Source organism: Micromonospora sp. NPDC003776 (assembly GCF_053605645.1).
Window position 1 is genome coordinate 1 of sequence record NZ_JBSGJR010000004.1, and the last position, 15837, is coordinate 15837.

A 15837-nucleotide genomic window follows, 5' to 3' on the forward strand; every position below is an offset into this window, starting at 1 on the left:
CACCACCATGCCCCGGACCCGGTCGCATCGACAATGAACGATCGCAGACGCGGGGCCGGAACGCCCGACATCAGCCGTGAACGATCGAGGCTAGCAGGCCACCCGTAATCCCACGGCGGCCTGGACTGATTCACCGTCGTCCAACACGAAAGACTGTGCATCGTCGGGTGTCGGCCATCCGTTGGAACGGCGAAGATCATTGCCGACTACGCGTTGGTGCTCCAGGTCAAGCAGGCAACGTGTGACCGCTCGTGCCTTTTCCGGACCGCTCCGGGCCTTGGCCACGGGCACGTAAATGCAGGGCTCAGAACGCGAGAGGGTGCTTGCTACGGTCCGGGCATGGGCTCGTCTGCTCAGCCTGGGCGGCGTCCCCATGCCGAGATCAGCGGCGCGAGGGTGAGGTCGAGCTCGCTGGCATCGACGGCGGCCAGGTGCGCGTCGATCTCGGCGTCGTTGGCCAGCCCTGCCGCGAGCAACTCGGCGCGGACCATGCGCACCGTCGAGGTCTCCAGCCGGTCGCAGGCTACCCCACCGATCGGGAAGCAGCCGGCCGCCGCGACATCGACCAGGCCCGCCGCACGCAACGCCCGCGGCAGCGTACGGCCGTAGCGCAGATCCGCGCCTCGGCGGGTCATCAACTCCCGGACGGCGCGCCGCAGCCGGTTGGCGCGCCGCTGCGCCGGGCCAACCTCATCGAGGCAGGCCAGCGGCTGCAGCTCGGTGTCGGCATCTTCCACCAATAGCCAACCGCCGGGCCGCAGCGCCGCCACCATCGTCGCCAACGCCCGGGCACGGTCGGGCACGTGAACGAGCACGAGCCGCGCGTGTACCAGGTCGAACGTGCCCGGCTGCGGCGGCGGGTCCCCGACGATGTCGTGCCGGAGCACCTCGTACCCGCCGTGCGGGTCCAACCAGGCCGGATTGATGTCCGTGGCCAGCACGTAACCGGTTGGTCCGACGGCCGTGGCGAGTGCCTCGGGAATGCTGGGGCCGCCGGCACCGACTTCCCAGCAGCGCCAGCCCGCCCTCACGCCGAGTCGGTCGAAGTGCCCACGCGTGACACCGTCGAACAGCTCGGCCAACCAGGTGAACCGCTCGCCCGCCTCCACCCGGGCGTTGTCGAGCAGGTAGCGGTGATCCGGGGAAGACCCGGAGGAGTCCGACGCTGGGGGCTTGGACTCAGCGCCAGAAGTGTTCGGCTCGCCCGCGGTCGTGTCCGGCTCGGGCGCGGGGTCGACGACGGGCTGCGAGGAACTCATGCCCACATCCTCACGCCCGACCGCGTGCTGTGTCAGCGCGACACGGGATGAAACCAGACACAGACTGGCTCCGCCGGAGCGCCCCAACCCGGCCGCCGCCGGCCGGGCACGATGGCGCCGTAGCAGCCGGCGACGCTCGGCCCGTACCGCCGCCCGGGCCGGGTCCTCGATGGTCACTGGGGCGGCTTGCCCGCATCCTGGCTCCCCCTATTCGCCCTGGTGGCCTGCTCCATGGCCGCCGTGTCAATGACCATCCCCGCCGGATTGCGATGCGCCCGCGCCCACTCGTCCTCGCTCAGCTCCCGGCGTCCCTGGAACGTTGATCGCGGTGTTAGAGGCCCATCGGGCAGGCTGGCTCGGAGCATTTCGGGGTTGTAAGAGGTGGCGCCGGGTGGGATCAGGAGAATGTCTCCCATGCCCACCACCTCCAGCGCCGACGACCACCCCGCCGGCAGGGTCGCCCTCGTCATCGGGGCCAGTCGCCCTTACGGGCTCGGAGTCGCCGTCGCCCGCGAGCTCGCGACGCGCGGATTCCATGCCGTTCTGGCCGGCCGCGACCTCGACCAGACCCGGCTGCGGGCCGAGGAGTTGTCCGCCGCCGGCTTGGGAGCCACCGCGGTACGCATCGACCTGACCGATCCCGCGACGATCACCGAGGCCGCGGCGCGGCTTGCTACCGAGTTCGGCCGGCTCGACGCGCTGGTCCACAACGCCGCTCTGATGCCTGACTGGGACACGTTCCGCCTCCTGGACGCCGACACCGACGCGGTACGTGCCGCCTTCGAGGTCTGCGTCTTCGGCCCGTGGGCGCTCACGCAGGCCTGCCTGCCTCTCCTGCAGGCGGCACCGGCGGCCCGGATCGTCACGGTGTCCTCCGGGGCCGCGATGCAGGTCCGTGCCGGCGCCGCGCTGCCCCGCCCCGTCGGCGCGCCCGGATACTCAATGGCCAAGTTCACCGCCGACGCCCTGACCACCTCGCTGGCCGTCGAGCTACGCGATGCCGGAATCCTGGTCAACTCCGTTGACCCTGGGCGGTTCGCCAGCCACCCGGAACTCGGTGCCGACAACGACGGACGGCCGACGGTAGAAAGCGCACGCTGGGTGGCCTGGGCAGCCATGCTGCCCGCCGACGGACCCACCGGCATGCTCTTCGAGGACGGCACGCCGGTCGACCTCGACGCCCTCGGAAACGACGGCCTACACGATCAACGCTGAAAGGCGGCGCTCGATGCGAACCGCTCGCTTGTCGGAGCGGCGCAGAGCGTCAGTTTGGAAGAGCGTGATCCGCCGCCCGTGATGTCCAGAACGCCTACTAGTGCGCCGCTGACAGCGGGGTCGAACCCGCCCCCGGCCTGACAGAACTGGTCAGCCCGACTGCCCTGTCGACGACGTTTGATTGGATCAAGAGTTGAGGCTATAAAGAGACGGTGGATAACGAGACACCCGAGGACGCGTTTTTCCGCGAGCTCGGCGGCACCTGCGCCGAGTTGCGGCAGGCGTTCGCCCGACACGTGGGCATGGGCCCGCAGCGAGTGCAGTTACTCGTCCGGCTCCGGCGTGACGGCGAGACCAGCCACAGCGCCCTGCGCCAGGCGCTGGGCATCGACGGCGCAAGCGTCACCCGGCTGGTCAAGGAATTCGAGGTCGAAGGGCTGGTTGGCCGCCGCCTCGACCCGGCCGACAACCGCTACACCCTGGCCGCATTGACTCCCGCCGGCAAGCGGATGGCGGACGACCTGGTGCGATCCCACCAGTCGTATCAGGAGCGGCTGCTCGACGCGGTCACCGCACGCGAACAGGAGGTCGTGCTGCGGGTCCTCCGGCGCATCCGCGCGAACGTGACCGACCTGGAGAGCCGATGACAGACGACGTGCGCGCTGCGGCCCTACGCATGTATGAAGCGTTCAACACCCGCGACTACGGCGCTGTGGCGGAGATCTTCACGGCAGACTTCTACAGCCACCCGCTCGGGACCACTGGGCCGGAGAGCGTCGCACAGGCGTGGCAACGGTTCCACGAGGCGGTCCCGGACGTCCAGGTCGTCGTCGAGGACATGGTTGTCGAGGAGGGCAAGGCCGCAGTTCGCACGAGCGTGCGCGGCATTCCCGGGCAGCCGCCACCGACGATGCTGGAGATGTTCCGGGTATGCGACGGGCGCATCGCCGAACTGTGGGGCCTCTCCGCCCTCCGGCGCGGCTCCTGAAGCCCGAACTCCCGCGACGTCGATTTCGACCCTCCGGTCGTCGAGGACCAGTGCTCGAGCTGGCGACCACCGGCCTCGCCACCCCTCGGCATGCTTCACCAGATCATTTGCCGGCTTCGTCGAGATGCGATGGGCAGGGGCGGTTGGTGAGCGGTGGCGTTACGGTTGCCGGGCGTGGCGGTGCCAGTGTTGAGATCGAGTTCGCCGCTGTTGACGGGGGCGTACGACGCAAGCCGTTCGCAGAGTGCTTGAGCGTGCGGTTCGAGGAGGTGGCGCCAGCGAGGTCGTTCCCGTCGTATCGGGGGCAACGTCCAATATGGGCCGCCACATTGGGTACGGTCGTGGCTGGAACGAGGCTGGACTGCGACCCGCACGTGACGGCGTTCGCGTCACAGCCGTTCTGGCTGCACTGGGCCGCCGAGCTGATCAGCGCGACCCGCTTCGGTGACGCGCCGATCGAGCACCTGGCCGCTGAGCAGGCGTGACCGGGTCGGTCCTGCGGATGCGGTGCCGCCGCGCCGAGCGTGTCGTAGCCGCCGCCCGTCACCCGAGGCGACCTGCCGAGCCCGATCCGCTCCCCTGCCCGTCAGGCGGCCGCCGAATCGGCCTGACCGCTGCTGAGCCTGACACGGCCGTTAAGGCCAGAGCCCGGAACGGCCGCACGACGCGTCAGGCCCCGCATCCATCGTCCGTTCTCGTGAAGGCCCACAGCGGAGCGCGTTGGGCAGGTGGCTCGGACGACCGGAGGCGATGGTGCCGGACAGCACCCACGGTGACGAGGGCCTTACCCCGGATGGCTCACGCTCTGGCCGCCCTCGCGACGCCTGAGGCTGCGCCGATGGGTAAGTTGATCTCCGTGCGGACACTCGCGGTGAAGGATCTTGGGCTGGCCGCGTTCGCGCTTCTGCTGCAGTCCGTGCCGTTCCTGTTCTCCATGCGCCACCCCGGGCAGCCCTGGACGCTTGCGCAGTACGTCCCGACGCTGTTCACCACCCTGCCGCTCCTATGGCGCCGCCACGCACCGTTCGCCTGTTTCCTGGTCATCGTGCTCGGCATTGAGGCGTACGCGGTCGTCGGCAGGGAGGGGCCCTCGCAGTCTGTCTGGTATGGCGGGCTCATCGCCATCTACACCGTCGGTGAGCTTGCCCGCCGCCCCGCCCGCATCGCCGCCTTGGCGATCATCCCGGTCGGCGTAGTGGTCGCCGTCGGATCGATCTCGACGGGTGTGCGGGAGACGTTGACGTGGGGCGCCGCGTACGCGCTGGGGGCCACCGTCCGTACGCGGCGCGTATTTACTGCCGAGAGCAGCAGGAAGTCCACCGAGCTCGCGCTTGAGCGGGAACGCGTGCGCATCGCCCGCGATCTGCACGACATCCTCGGGCACGCGTTCAGTGTCATGGTCGTCCAGGCCGAGGCGGGCGCGATGACCTCTGAGGCGGGCTCGGCGGCGAAGCCGGTGTTCCAGGCCATCTCGGCGACCGGGCGGGATGCCATGGCGCAGCTGCGTACCACGATCGGGAAGCTTCGCGCCGCCGGGCCGTTGCTGGCTGATCTGCCGGATCTGGTACGCCGTGCGGCGCCCAGCGGGGTGCGGGTAGGCATGACGGTGCACGGTGAGCCGCGGGAGCTGCCTCACCGGGTGCAGACCGTCGGGTATCGGGTGGTGCAGGAGGCGTTGACCAACAGTCTCAAGCACGCCGAGGCGACGACGGTTGAGGTGGCGGTACGTTGGGACCGTGACGAGGTCCGCCTGACAGTGACCGACGACGGAACGGGCAGCGACGTGCCTACCGGCGGTGAGGGTGCGGGCCTGGCCGGGATGAGGGCGAGGGTGGCCGAGGTCGGCGGCGCGGTGCGTTTCGGCCCGCGGCGGGACGGGCGGGGCTTCGTCGTCGAGGCGGTGCTCGCGTGATCCGCGTGGTGGTGGCGGACGACCAGGAGTTGGTCCGGACCGGTTTCGCCATGATTCTCGGTACGCAGTCGGACATCGAGGTCGTCGCTCAAGTCGCGGATGGGCAGGCGGCGATCGACGCCGTCGCGGCCGAGCATCCCGACGTGGCGCTGCTGGACATCCAGATGCCGAACCTCGATGGCATCGAGGCGGCGCGGCGGATCTGCGCGCGCTACGACACGCGCGTCATCATGCTGACCACCTTTGACTCGGATGAGTACGTGTTCTCGGCGCTTCAGGTCGGGGCGAGCGGTTTCCTGCTCAAGGACGTACGCGGGGAGGACCTCGTACACGCGGTACGGGTCGTCGTCCGTGGCCAGTCGATGTTGGCGCCGGCCGTGACCCGCAAACTCATCGATGATGCTCTGCGGCCGCGGCCTCGGGCCCGCCCGGTCCCTGGGCTTGATCAGCTCACCGACCGCGAACACGAAACGCTGGGCCTGCTGGGGCGAGGGCTGTCCAATCCGGAGATAGCCGCCGCCCTGTTCGTCAGCGAACACACGGTCAAGACGCACGTGAGCAACGTGCTCAGCAAGCTCGGGTTGCGCGATCGGGTGCAGGCGGTGATCTGCGCGTACGAGTCGGGGCTCATCACCCCCGGCGCCTGACGGGCGGCTCCGCCGCGCGAGGGAGGCGGAAATCGCCCGCGTCGGCGAGGACCATGAAGCCCCTTGTCTCGACCATTTTCGGTATGCAGAAATCGCTGAAGCGACTCTTCGTCGCGGCCGCCGCGGTGGTCGCCGTGCTGGCTGTCGGTATGTCACCGTCCTTCGCCCGCAAGGGGGTCACGCACCTCGCCAGCGGGCGGAGCGGCGTTGCGACTCCGGCGCCGGCAACCGGGGACCAGGAGGGTCCGCCCCGGTACGCGCCGTCGGCAGGGTTCGTCGCCACCGAGGTCACCTTCGCCAACGGCGGCACGACGCTGCACGGTTCGGTCGTGCGCCGCGCCGACCTGGACACGTCGGTACGCCACCCCGGCGTGGTCCTGGTACACGGATCGGGTGTCGGCTACCGCGCGGGTCTCACGCAGGAGGCGGAGGCGCTGGCGAGCGCCGGCATCGTCGCGCTCATCTATGACAAGCGCGCCGACTACTCGAAGTTCCACCGTGACTTTTCCGCGCTTGCCGGTGACGCGCTCGCGGGGGTACGCGCGCTCCGCACCCAGCCCTACGTTGATGCGGACAAGGTCGGCCTCTGGGGTTTCAGCGAGGGCGGCTGGGTCGCGCCGCTGGCCGCGTCACGATCAACCGACGTCCGCTTTCTGATCACGCTCGGCGGCTCCGGCTGGAGCCCGGCACGTACCCAGGCCTGGTTCCTGGGCGGCCTGATGAGCCACCGCGGCGTCACGGCGACCACCGCCGACGGGTTGGCCAACCACAGCGTCGAGGTGGTCGCGGGACTCGGTCTCTTCCCCGCCGCCGGCTACGACCCGGTCCCGGTGCTGAACCGGATCCGCCAGCCGGTCCTCGCCTTCTGGGGCGAGCGGGACGCCCTGGTCCCGCCGCGGGAGAGCGCGCAGATCTTCAGTCGGCAGCTCACCGCCAGTCCCAGCGTGACCTTGCGGATCCTGCCGGGCGCTAGCCACGCCGGGCGCGTCACCGAGGACGGCTACCACACCCCAGGCGGCCCGACCATCGGCGGCTACCCCGATGGGCAGCTCACGCCTGGCTATGCCGAGGCGATGACCTCGTGGATCTCCGCCGTGACCGGAGGCGCCGTCCCCGCATCGAGCAGCGACGCGCTGCCTCGGCAGCGCCACGACAGCGCGCCGGTGACCCCGGTGGGCTGGCCCGGGTTCGCCGTCTTCGCCCTGCTGCTTGCCGCCCTGTTGAGCTGGCCGATCGCCGCGGTGATCCGGCGGATCCGCGGGCGTCGTGGCGCAGCAGCGGGGGCGAGGCCGGCTCGGTGGCTCGTCGCCACCGGCCTGCTCACCGCGCTGGGCAGCGCCGGATACCTCGTCGCGATCGTCGCCGCCCAGGGAGCGGCCGGCATGACGTTGCTTGGCCAGCCACTGCCATGGTTGCTGCTGCGACTGCTGCTTGTCGCGGCACTCGTCTGCGCCGTGCTGCTGGTGCGGGCGTGTGTGACGGGCCGCGCGGGCGTGACCCGGACCGTGCTGCTGCGCGCCGGCCTGCTCACCTTCGCCGCCGTGCTGCTGACGCAGTACGCGCTGCGCATCGGGCTGCTCCTGCCCTGATCGAACAGGGCGGCGGGCGAGCCACCCAACCGACCGCGTGGAAATCAAGGCACCTCCGACCGCCTCGGCGGCCGCCGTGGCGGCTACCGGGGCGGACTCGGTGCGGTGGACGGTTGGGGGAACACTTCCCTTCGCAGCGACCAGCAACAAACCAGAGATTGCCTCTCCCATCAGGGCACACTGCTGGCGTTGGAGTCGAACTGGTCAGGCATCGGCCGCCGTGCTCGCCGCTGGGCCCGGGTCGGCGGAGATGAAGGATGCCGCGCGCGGGGAGGCTTCGGCAATTCTTCGCTCGCACGTTGGAGGGGGCGGTCCGGCAGGCACTCGGCGCGGCGGGTGCAGGTTCGGCCCGCGGTAGCGGGTGAAGGGCATAAATGGTTTGCACAGACGCTCGGCTGAAAGCTTGACTGCTCGCCATGCCCTCCCCCTCACCGATCTTCGTCGCGGGTACAGGTCGTTCGGGAACATCACGGATCGCCGACATCATCGGCGAGCATCCGCTGATCCATCGGATTCCCATGGAGACCAGGTTCCTCATCGACCCCGGTGGCCTGCGGGACCTGACCGACGCCCTCACCGATCGATACGACCCCACCGTCGGTGAGGATGCCCTGCACCGGCTGAGCGACTTCCTCACCGTACGAGTGCCCGGCCGGCGCGACGATCGCGGCAAAACCGTCCCCGAGCTCGTCGGCCAGCATCGCTACCGGGACGCGGTGCAACAGCTCTGGCCGCAGTTGGTCGCCGACACATACGACGAACCCGCGCCCGCGGAAGGCTTCGGGCACGCCGACCGGCCTGCCGGGCCGTTCGCGCCGCCGAGCCGCCGGAGGGTAGTCCCCAGGTATTTCAGCGACCGGGGCGAACTGCTCGGAATCTTACGGAGCCTGATCGACACCCTGTTCGGCGGAGCAGCCGCCGACGCGGGCAAGCCGACCTGGTGTGAGAAGACACCGTTCAACCTGCTGTGCATGGACTTCCTCTGGGAACTCGTCCCCGAAGCGACGATCGTGCACATCAAGCGCCACCCGGTCTCAGTGCTCGCATCCCACCTGGCCCAGCCATGGGCACCGCCCACCGTCGACGGCGCGCTCGCCTACCTCAAGCCCGTCTACCACCGTTGGCTCGCCTGGAAGAACACGGTCGGCCTGACGGGCAGGCGATACATCGAGGTGAAAGCAGAAGACCTCGCAGCCGACTGGCCCGGGCAGCGCCGGGCCCTGTTCGAACAGCTCGGCGTTGACGACTTCGCCACTCCTTCATCGTTTCAGTCGCACAAGCTAACGAAGCGCAACAACCAGTTCGACGTCGAAACCCGAGAGTTGATCGAAGAAGCACTCGGCAAGGTCATCCCGGCCATGGGATATGAGTGACGTTGCTGGCTCTCCTCGACCGTACCGGACATTGATCAACCCGCCGCGGAGCTTTGCATTCTCGATGCGAGTTGCATGTCGGTGAGCGGCCTTTCCGGATGCGCTCAGTGCGGCTCGGCCGGCCGCGGTGCGTGTTCGATCGCGAGCCCGGTTGTGCAGGGCAGTTCTCCGCCGCCCAGGGGGCTTCCGTTGCCTGTCTAGGCTGCCGCGGTCCTGATTGCCCGCACCGCCTCCGCGACTCCACCGGACCACGGCGTGCCGTGGCCGGGAAGCAGCCACGTTGCCTGAATACCTTCGAGGTGGCTGAGCGACGCCACTGCCTGCTGCAGATCGTCGGTGAAGGGCGCCGGCTGAGGACCACGCTGTCCGGTCAGCACATGCCGGGTGGTCAACCCGTCGCCGACGAAGATCGCGTCGGCGACGGGCACGTGGATGGCGATGCTGCCCGGGGAATGGCCCGGAAGGCCGATGATGCGCGGTGCGCCGGGCAGGTCGAGTACCTGGCCGTCGTGCACGCCGACCACCTCGGTGAGATAGGTGGTGCGGAACCCTCCCTTGCGGAGCGCATACCAGAAGAAGCCGAGCGTCGCGCCGAGCTTCATGCGGCCCCAGGAGATCTGTGGTTTGACCTCACCGCGCGCGCGGGCGGCGTCGGCCTCATGAACATAGACCGCCACACCGTGATCGCGTCTGAGCCGCTCCGCGAAGCCGAGGTGGTCGGTGTCGCCGTGTGTGAGGACGACGCCTCGGATGTCGTTCACCGATCGGTTCATGCTTGCGAGCTCGGCGTTCAGGTCGTGCCAGTGGCCGGCCAGGCCCGCGTCGATCACGGTCACGCCTTCATCGGTGTCAACGAGGTAGGCAGCCACGATGTCATTTCCGATGCGGTGCAGGTGCGGACCGAGCTTCATCGCGGCGCCCGGTCCCGTGTTGTGATCGTCGTCATGATCGCTAGGGTACGTAGCCATAATGGCTATGGCCAGTAGCGATGACGCTGACCTTGTGATCCGATAGGGCGTCGCCCACGCCCGGTCGGATCTCACTTGAGATCCTGCCGGCCGGGCGCTTTCGCGCACGCCCGCCCAGCGGGTTACCAGCTGATCTTCGCTCCAGGCATGGAGCTGGCGGGCGCCTTCAAGCTCGGCGGAGATGTTGATCGCGCGTTCGAGTTCCGTATCGGCTGCCTCGCCGATGCACTCTGTGCGGGTGGACGGCCGCCGGATTGAACAACAGCTGGTGAGCCTGATGGGTCGCACGCCTCCGAGGGCGCGACCCGGGGCAACCGGGGCGTGGTTAGATGGGGCTCCGTGCTTGCCTCCATGCTCGCGTTCGCCGCTGTCGCGGCCGTTCTCACCGTCACCCCGGGTGTCGACACGCTCCTCATGGTCCGCACCGCGGCCGTCTCCGGTCGGCGGGTGGCGTTTGCCGCCAACGCCGGCATCTCGTTCGGCTGCCTTGTTTGGGGCGTCGCGAGCGCGGTCGGGCTCACCGCCCTGCTCGCCGCGTCTCAACTCGCGTACGATGCGGTGCGCTACGCTGGCGCCGCTTACCTGCTATGGCTCGGCATCCAGGCGACTGCGCAGCCGCGCAGCCATCGCCGCACTCGATCCGGCTGAGTAGCCGCCGGTCACCGCCGGGATGGCGTTCCGCCAGGGCGTCGTGACGAACCTGCTCAACCCGAAGGTCGGCATCGTGTACCTGTCGTTGTTGCCGCAGTTCATCCCATCCGGCTATGCGCCGCTGCCGGCCTCGGTCGCCCTGGTGAGCGTGCACCTGGTCGAGGGTGTCCTGTGGTGTGCGGTGCTGGTCCTGCTCGTGGACCGGGTGCGTACGGTGCTGATGCGTCCGCGCGCCAAGCTGTTGTTCGAGCGGGCGACCGGCATCGTGTTCGTCGGGCTCGGAGTGCGTCTCGCCGTCGACCGGCTGTAGCCGGCTCTAGTAATAGTTGTCAATCGGCTGGCGTGCCTCGTCGAACAGCGCCGGTCCCTCGTACCGCACGGGGGCAGCGGCGCGGTGGCCGGCTTGACCTGCTCGAACTGTTCGGCGGACAAGGCGTACACGACTCGGCCGAGGCCGGACCGGGCGATCGCGGTGGCGCACATCGGGCAGGGTTGGCAGCTGGTGAACATGGTGGTGCCTGCCGCCACGTCGGGGGCGAGCTCCCGGGCGGCCCAGCGGCCAGCTTGAGCTCCGGGTGGGCGGTGATATCCGAGTCGGAGACCACGGAGTTGTGGTCCTCGATCAGGATGGTGCCGTCCGGACCGACCAGCAACGAGCCGAAGGGGCGTTCGCCGGACGCCCCTGCCTGGCTGGCGAGTTCCACGGCGCGGCGGAGAAACTTCTCGTCGTCGGGGGTCATCGGTCCTCCTGGGATTTGTGGTGAGCGGCCACGACCGCGAGGGTTTGCCAGGCGCGTTCGGGGTGGCGGATCTCGGTCGGGTCGCCGTTGAACGGGTCGAGCACCACCGCCTCCGCGCCGAGTAGGCGGATCTGGTCGAGGTCGGCGATGATCTGCTCGATGGTGCCGACGCCGGCGAGCCGGTCTGCAGCGGTGACCGCTTCTCGGGTCTCGCGGAGTTTGATGCGTGGTGTCAAGGCGGGTACTGGGCGGCCCAGCTCGTCGGCGGTGGCCTTCAGCCACCCGGCTGCGTCCGCCAGCCATGCGGGCGTGACCCGCAGCGGGTGCCAGGCGTCACCGAGCAGCACCGCGCGACGGATGCCGGCGTCGCTGTTGCCGCCGACCCAGATGGGGATCGCGGCCGTGTTGTAGTCATCGGTGTTCCGCCAGGCCTCACGCATGGCGTGGAGGTATTCGTCGGTCAGCGCGCCGCGCCGCCCGAACGGCACGCCGAGCGCCTCGAACTCCTGCCGGGCCCAGCCGACGCCGACGCCGAGGACGAGCCGGCCGCCGCTGAGCCGGTTGAGGTTCGCCGCCATTCGGGCGGTGAGCAGCGGTTGCCGGTACGGAACGACGAGCACCGTGGTGCCCAACCGAACCCGGGTGGTCGCCCCGGCCAGCCAGGACAGCGTGGTGAACGGCTCGTAGAACGGCGCGGGATACTTCTCGGCCACGTCCGGGGTCACCGCGATGTGATCGGAGACCATCAGCAGGTCGAAGCCGAGGCCCTCGACCGTTTGCGCCCATCGCCGCAGCACACCGGGGTCGGTACCGGGGGCGAAGTTCGGTACGTTGACACCAATTTGCACAGATCTAACGCTAGTCACGACGCGTCTGGTGTTGAACATCATCTTGCCGGCCTTTTCTGGGCTTCGCCGTGAATCCGCCGCTAGATTCGCCCGATGGCCGAGAATCTTGATGCTATCGATTGGTCGATCCTGACCGAGTTGCAGGGCGACGGCCGCCTGCCCATCACCGAGCTCAGCCGCCGGGTCAAGCTGAGCGCATCGGCCACCACTGAACGGGTGAGGCGGCTGGAGGCGACCGGTGTGATCACCGGCTACCGCGCTGAGGTCGACCTGGCCAAGGCGGGCTTCGCCGTGCTCGCGGTGGTCCGGCTGAAGTACCCCGGCAGCCGGCATGAACCGCTGCACCGGCTACTGGAGCGACGGCCGGAGCTCCTGGAGTGCCTGCGCACCACCGGAGACGACTGTTACGTACTGAAGGTGGCCGCGACGTCAATGGCACACCTGGAACAGGTCGTCGACGAACTCGCCGCGTTCGGCAGCACCACCACCAACGTGGTCTACAGCGCCACCCTGCCGTATCGCGGCCCGCGCATGACACCGGCCCACTCATGACCCTGCGTACGAACGCCTCCGCGCGGCCCGATGCCGCCGCCTTTTGCGCACGATCCGACGAGTTCTCGGCCGATGAGATCTCAGCGCCGGAGGAGTCAGCACTGTCATGACCAACACCTACATGCTGGAGACTGCAGAGGCCGGCATCGTCTACGACGTGCGCGGTCCGCTGCCCACCGCCGACGGACGCCCACCACTGTTCATGATCGGTCAGCCGATGACCGCCAGCGGCTTCGCTACCTTGGCCGCACACTTCTCCGACCGCACCGTGGTCACGTACGACCCCCGCGGCCTCGGCCGCAGCAGCCGCAAGGACGGCCGGACCGACAATGACCCGACGGTCCAGGCCACCGATGTCCACGCCGTTATCGAGGCCCTCGGCGTTGGGCCGGTCGAGATGTTCGCCAGCAGTGGCGGCGCCGTCACCGCGCTGGCGCTCGTGACGGCCTATCCCCACGACGTGATCACCCTGGTGGCCCACGAGCCGCCACTGATCCCGGTGCTCTCTGACGCCGAGGCCGCCGAGCGTGCGCGCAGCGGCGTTCGCACCATCTACGAGGCCAAGGGGTCGAGCGCCGGCATGGCGGCCTTCATCGCCATGACGTCGTGGCGCGGCGAGTTCACCGACGACTACTTCGCCCAACTGCCGCCGGAACCCGCCCAGTTCGGCCTGTCGAGCGAGGACGACGGCTCGCGTGATGATCCGCTGCTGTCCGACCGGTCGTGGGCGGTGAGCAGCTACCGCCCTAGCGTGGACGCTCTGCTTGCGGCGCCGGCCCGTATCGTGATCGGGGTGGGCGAGGAGTCCGCAGGCATCTTCACCGGACGTACCTCGGTCGCCATCGCCGACCTGCTCGGCCAGCAGCCGACCGTGTTCCCCAGCCACCACGGCGGTTTCCTCGGTGCCGAGTCCGGATACCCCGGCCAGCCCGAGGCCTTCGCCCACAAACTGCGCGACGTCCTCGACGGCGACAACTGACACCAGCATCCGCCTACAGATCGGATACTGGGCTCACAGCGGCGCGGGCCTAGTCGGGGTGGGTGTCGAAGCCGACCGACACTGGCCCACCGAGGCTGGCCGGGCGCTGTACCGACAGGGAATGAAACGACGCGGCCTGTTCGGCTGGATGGAGGCGATCCCTCCCGCATTGGGCCGACTGGGCGCGCCGCAGGACGGCGCTTGGCCGCTGCCCGCGGGTGTCCTCGACCACGCCGTTCGTGAGTACCTCAAGCCGGACCGACCAGATCCTCAGACGGCTGGGATTCATCTAGTCCAATACCCGCCAGAGGTGTGCGTCGATGTCGGAGCGCCCCGTCGCCCCAGGTGACCGTCGGTGGTCGAACGTCCCTGCACGAGGACCCGGTCGTGCCGAAGCGCGTACGCCTACAGTCGGTATGTCAACGATCGGAGCGCTGGTTCGCATGACAGACCGACTTGCCGCAGTCGCCGAACTCTGGGAAGCGCACGCGCAGACCCCGTTTCCTGGCCGGCTGAGAAGCGCTGATGTGGCTGGCGTCAGCATGGTGCTGCTCGACTCCAATGTGGCCGGCTGCGTCAGTACCTGGCTGCATCAGGGCGGAAGTATCGATGACGGGCGCGGGCACATCCTTGCGGCATGCGAACAGGAACTCCTCCACGTCATCCCGGAGTTGGACGACGATGAGGCCGCGTACTACCAGCGACTGTTGGACATGACGGTATTGGTCCTCGAAGCGCCGGACGACTCCTCCCCCACCTGAGCGGTACTCACTCATTTTGCCGCCGACCGGGCGCTGGGTCCTCATACCGTCGCCCGACGGGTTACGCCGCACGCTCGTGCCGATGACAGCGCGTCGCACCTTCCGTACGTTGACAGCATGGCGACTTTCTGGACCTTGGGATGCGATGCCGACGACCCGCAGCGGATCGCTGCCTTCTGGGCGCTGGCCCTCGGCTATGTCAAGGAATCCGGTTTCGACGGGCCCGATAAGGCGTCCATCGTCGACCCGGATGGCCGGGGCCCCGCCATTGGTTTCTTGAAGGTGCCCGAGGGCAAGTCCAGCAAGAACCGGATGCATATCGATGTTCGGGTGGCCGGTCCTGGCCCCTGGGACATGATCGAGCGCGCCCGCCTGATCCGGCAGAGAGTCCCCGAGTTGGTCGCCGCCGGCGCGACGGTGATCCGCGAGGAGTGGTACGGCGACGTGCTCGGCCACGTCGTCATGCAGGACCCCGAGGGTAACGAGTTCTGCGTCGCTTGATGCCACGGCCACTGCCCCATCTCAAGACGAGCGCACCGATGGCCCCGAGGGGCAGATGGCGGCGTCCTCGGTCGGGTCGTCAGGCAAGACACCGCGGGCAACAGCTCGATGGGATCTTGGTAGTACTCTCCGCACCATGGCCTTGAGTCCGGACGAGTTCTATGACCATGCGGTGGCCGTCGCGGACAGCGAGCGGCGGCTTCCGCTGGCGCGCATGACGGGGTGGAACATCAGCCCGTTCGAACAGGATGGCTTGCGCGTCGCGCCGCTGCGCCCGCCGGTGCTGCCCGAACCCGCTCGGCACGGCGAGGATCCGGCGGAGTGCCGGAACTGTCAGGAGCGCGACGACGGAATCTGGTTCAACGATCACTGGCGGCTGGCCCGTGTCCCGGGGGTCGGCGTACCGCTGGTGCTGATGCTGTACCCGCGCGACCACTATGACATGGCGGACCTTCCCGACGATCTGGCCGCGGAGCTGGGACTGCTGACCACGCGAATCGTCCGTCATGTGCAGGCTCTGCCGCATGTCTCGCGAGCCCACGTCTACCGCATCGGCGACGGCGGCGCTCACCTGCACGTCTGGTTCTTCGCCCGGCCGGAGGGCCAGGCGCAGCTCTTCGGATCCTGGATGGTGGTCTGGGACGACCTGCTGCCGGAGTACCCCGCCGACGTGGCCGAGGCGGACGCCGCGGTCGTGGCGGACGCCCTGGTCGCCTCGCATGGCGGTCGCCGATCGGCCGCCACCGCACCGCCTGCGTGACCCCGTCAACTACGCCCATGAATGGTGGGCTTGCAGATCACTGTCCTCGCCGGCTGCGAGGCCGGGCCGCGTGCGGGCGATTGACCCGCCCCGG

Annotated in this window: 18 protein-coding genes and 1 pseudogene; 15 read left to right on the plus strand and 4 right to left on the minus strand. The window is 69.0% G+C overall.

From position 1 onward, the window contains the following. Window positions 1-353: 353 nt before the first annotated feature. Window positions 354-1436, minus strand: coding sequence for a methyltransferase domain-containing protein (locus ACWEVO_RS00630; protein WP_452305435.1), 1083 nt, complete (start codon window positions 1434-1436; stop codon window positions 354-356). 237 nt (window positions 1437-1673) lie between these two features. Here ACWEVO_RS00630 and ACWEVO_RS00635 point away from each other — a divergent pair, with 237 nt between their 5' ends. The 8 genes from ACWEVO_RS00635 to ACWEVO_RS00670 all read left to right on the plus strand — a co-directional run bounded on the left by ACWEVO_RS00635 (window position 1674) and on the right by ACWEVO_RS00670 (window position 8983). Continuing rightward, window positions 1674-2474 (plus strand): SDR family NAD(P)-dependent oxidoreductase, encoded by an 801-nt coding sequence (locus tag ACWEVO_RS00635; RefSeq protein WP_452305436.1) that lies wholly within the window; start codon window positions 1674-1676, stop codon window positions 2472-2474. 212 nt (window positions 2475-2686) lie between these two features. Beyond that, the gene (locus ACWEVO_RS00640) at window positions 2687-3121 is read left to right on the plus strand and encodes a MarR family winged helix-turn-helix transcriptional regulator (RefSeq protein WP_452305437.1); all 435 of its coding nucleotides are present in this window, start codon (window positions 2687-2689) and stop codon (window positions 3119-3121) included. After that, entirely contained in the window at window positions 3118-3462 is a 345-nt protein-coding gene (locus ACWEVO_RS00645) for a nuclear transport factor 2 family protein (RefSeq protein WP_452305438.1), read from the plus strand. The genes ACWEVO_RS00640 and ACWEVO_RS00645 overlap by 4 nt, the downstream gene beginning before the upstream one ends. A gap of 341 nt (window positions 3463-3803) precedes the next feature. Next, a complete protein-coding gene (locus ACWEVO_RS00650) occupies window positions 3804-3947 on the plus strand; it encodes a hypothetical protein (protein WP_452305439.1) in 144 nt (47 codons plus the stop codon). A gap of 353 nt (window positions 3948-4300) precedes the next feature. Then, complete coding sequence (locus tag ACWEVO_RS00655; protein ID WP_452305440.1) at window positions 4301-5374, plus strand: sensor histidine kinase; 1074 nt, start codon at window positions 4301-4303, stop codon at window positions 5372-5374. Beyond that, complete coding sequence (locus ACWEVO_RS00660; protein WP_452305441.1) at window positions 5371-6021, plus strand: response regulator; 651 nt, start codon at window positions 5371-5373, stop codon at window positions 6019-6021. Before ACWEVO_RS00655 ends, ACWEVO_RS00660 begins: the two co-directional genes overlap by 4 nt. An 83-nt stretch (window positions 6022-6104) precedes the next feature. Continuing rightward, window positions 6105-7610 (plus strand): alpha/beta hydrolase family protein, encoded by a 1506-nt coding sequence (locus ACWEVO_RS00665; RefSeq protein WP_452305442.1) that lies wholly within the window; start codon window positions 6105-6107, stop codon window positions 7608-7610. Window positions 7611-8026: 416 nt separating this feature from the next. Further along, the gene (locus tag ACWEVO_RS00670) at window positions 8027-8983 is read left to right on the plus strand and encodes a sulfotransferase family protein (protein WP_452305443.1); all 957 of its coding nucleotides are present in this window, start codon (window positions 8027-8029) and stop codon (window positions 8981-8983) included. 197 nt (window positions 8984-9180) lie between these two features. Here the strand turns inward: ACWEVO_RS00670 and ACWEVO_RS00675 are convergent, their stop codons facing one another. Further along, a complete protein-coding gene (locus tag ACWEVO_RS00675; protein WP_452305444.1) occupies window positions 9181-9894 on the minus strand; it encodes an MBL fold metallo-hydrolase in 714 nt (237 codons plus the stop codon). A 408-nt stretch (window positions 9895-10302) separates the two neighbouring features. On the opposite strand from ACWEVO_RS00675, the gene ACWEVO_RS00680 reads away from it, so the two are divergent. Together ACWEVO_RS00680 and ACWEVO_RS00685 are read left to right on the plus strand one after the other, a co-directional pair. Next, the gene (locus tag ACWEVO_RS00680; protein WP_452305445.1) at window positions 10303-10599 is read left to right on the plus strand and encodes a LysE family translocator; all 297 of its coding nucleotides are present in this window, start codon (window positions 10303-10305) and stop codon (window positions 10597-10599) included. Between the two features lie 22 nt (window positions 10600-10621). Beyond that, on the plus strand, window positions 10622-10912 hold the full coding sequence (locus ACWEVO_RS00685; RefSeq protein WP_452305446.1) for a LysE family translocator: 291 nt from the start codon (window positions 10622-10624) through the stop codon (window positions 10910-10912). Window positions 10913-11064: 152 nt separating this feature from the next. Here the strand turns inward: ACWEVO_RS00685 and ACWEVO_RS00690 are convergent. Beyond that, window positions 11065-11112 (minus strand): annotated as a pseudogene (locus tag ACWEVO_RS00690) (nucleoside deaminase); the annotation flags it as partial. 226 nt (window positions 11113-11338) lie between these two features. Further along, the gene (locus ACWEVO_RS00695; RefSeq protein WP_452305447.1) at window positions 11339-12232 is read right to left on the minus strand and encodes an LLM class flavin-dependent oxidoreductase; all 894 of its coding nucleotides are present in this window, start codon (window positions 12230-12232) and stop codon (window positions 11339-11341) included. Window positions 12233-12283: 51 nt separating this feature from the next. Here ACWEVO_RS00695 and ACWEVO_RS00700 point away from each other — a divergent pair, with 51 nt between their 5' ends. The 5 genes from ACWEVO_RS00700 to ACWEVO_RS00720 all read left to right on the plus strand — a co-directional run bounded on the left by ACWEVO_RS00700 (window position 12284) and on the right by ACWEVO_RS00720 (window position 15743). Further along, complete coding sequence (locus ACWEVO_RS00700; protein WP_452305448.1) at window positions 12284-12742, plus strand: Lrp/AsnC family transcriptional regulator; 459 nt, start codon at window positions 12284-12286, stop codon at window positions 12740-12742. 106 nt (window positions 12743-12848) lie between these two features. After that, a complete protein-coding gene (locus ACWEVO_RS00705) occupies window positions 12849-13721 on the plus strand; it encodes an alpha/beta fold hydrolase (protein WP_452305449.1) in 873 nt (290 codons plus the stop codon). Between the two features lie 416 nt (window positions 13722-14137). Next, window positions 14138-14482, plus strand: coding sequence for a hypothetical protein (locus tag ACWEVO_RS00710; RefSeq protein ID WP_452305450.1), 345 nt, complete (start codon window positions 14138-14140; stop codon window positions 14480-14482). 117 nt (window positions 14483-14599) lie between these two features. After that, window positions 14600-14983 (plus strand): VOC family protein, encoded by a 384-nt coding sequence (locus ACWEVO_RS00715; RefSeq protein WP_452305451.1) that lies wholly within the window; start codon window positions 14600-14602, stop codon window positions 14981-14983. Between the two features lie 136 nt (window positions 14984-15119). Further along, window positions 15120-15743, plus strand: coding sequence for a hypothetical protein (locus tag ACWEVO_RS00720; protein WP_452305452.1), 624 nt, complete (start codon window positions 15120-15122; stop codon window positions 15741-15743). Window positions 15744-15837: the final 94 nt, after the last annotated feature.

Bases quoted from the DNA above. Each gene is read 5' to 3' on its own strand.
- ACWEVO_RS00680 (WP_452305445.1), top strand. From the start codon at position 10,303: ATGCTCGCGTTCGCCGCTGTCGCGGCCGTTCTCACCGTCACCCCGGGT.
- ACWEVO_RS00705 (WP_452305449.1), top strand. From the start codon at position 12,849: ATGACCAACACCTACATGCTGGAGACTGCAGAGGCCGGCATCGTCTAC.
- ACWEVO_RS00665 (WP_452305442.1), top strand. From the start codon at position 6,105: ATGCAGAAATCGCTGAAGCGACTCTTCGTCGCGGCCGCCGCGGTGGTC.
- ACWEVO_RS00700 (WP_452305448.1), top strand. From the start codon at position 12,284: ATGGCCGAGAATCTTGATGCTATCGATTGGTCGATCCTGACCGAGTTG.
- ACWEVO_RS00670 (WP_452305443.1), top strand. From the start codon at position 8,027: ATGCCCTCCCCCTCACCGATCTTCGTCGCGGGTACAGGTCGTTCGGGA.
- ACWEVO_RS00710 (WP_452305450.1), top strand. From the start codon at position 14,138: ATGTCAACGATCGGAGCGCTGGTTCGCATGACAGACCGACTTGCCGCA.
- ACWEVO_RS00685 (WP_452305446.1), top strand. From the start codon at position 10,622: ATGGCGTTCCGCCAGGGCGTCGTGACGAACCTGCTCAACCCGAAGGTC.
- ACWEVO_RS00720 (WP_452305452.1), top strand. From the start codon at position 15,120: ATGGCCTTGAGTCCGGACGAGTTCTATGACCATGCGGTGGCCGTCGCG.
- ACWEVO_RS00645 (WP_452305438.1), top strand. From the start codon at position 3,118: ATGACAGACGACGTGCGCGCTGCGGCCCTACGCATGTATGAAGCGTTC.
- ACWEVO_RS00635 (WP_452305436.1), top strand. From the start codon at position 1,674: ATGCCCACCACCTCCAGCGCCGACGACCACCCCGCCGGCAGGGTCGCC.
- ACWEVO_RS00715 (WP_452305451.1), top strand. From the start codon at position 14,600: ATGGCGACTTTCTGGACCTTGGGATGCGATGCCGACGACCCGCAGCGG.
- ACWEVO_RS00655 (WP_452305440.1), top strand. From the start codon at position 4,301: ATGGGTAAGTTGATCTCCGTGCGGACACTCGCGGTGAAGGATCTTGGG.
- ACWEVO_RS00695 (WP_452305447.1), bottom strand. From the start codon at position 12,232: ATGATGTTCAACACCAGACGCGTCGTGACTAGCGTTAGATCTGTGCAA.
- ACWEVO_RS00675 (WP_452305444.1), bottom strand. From the start codon at position 9,894: ATGAAGCTCGGTCCGCACCTGCACCGCATCGGAAATGACATCGTGGCT.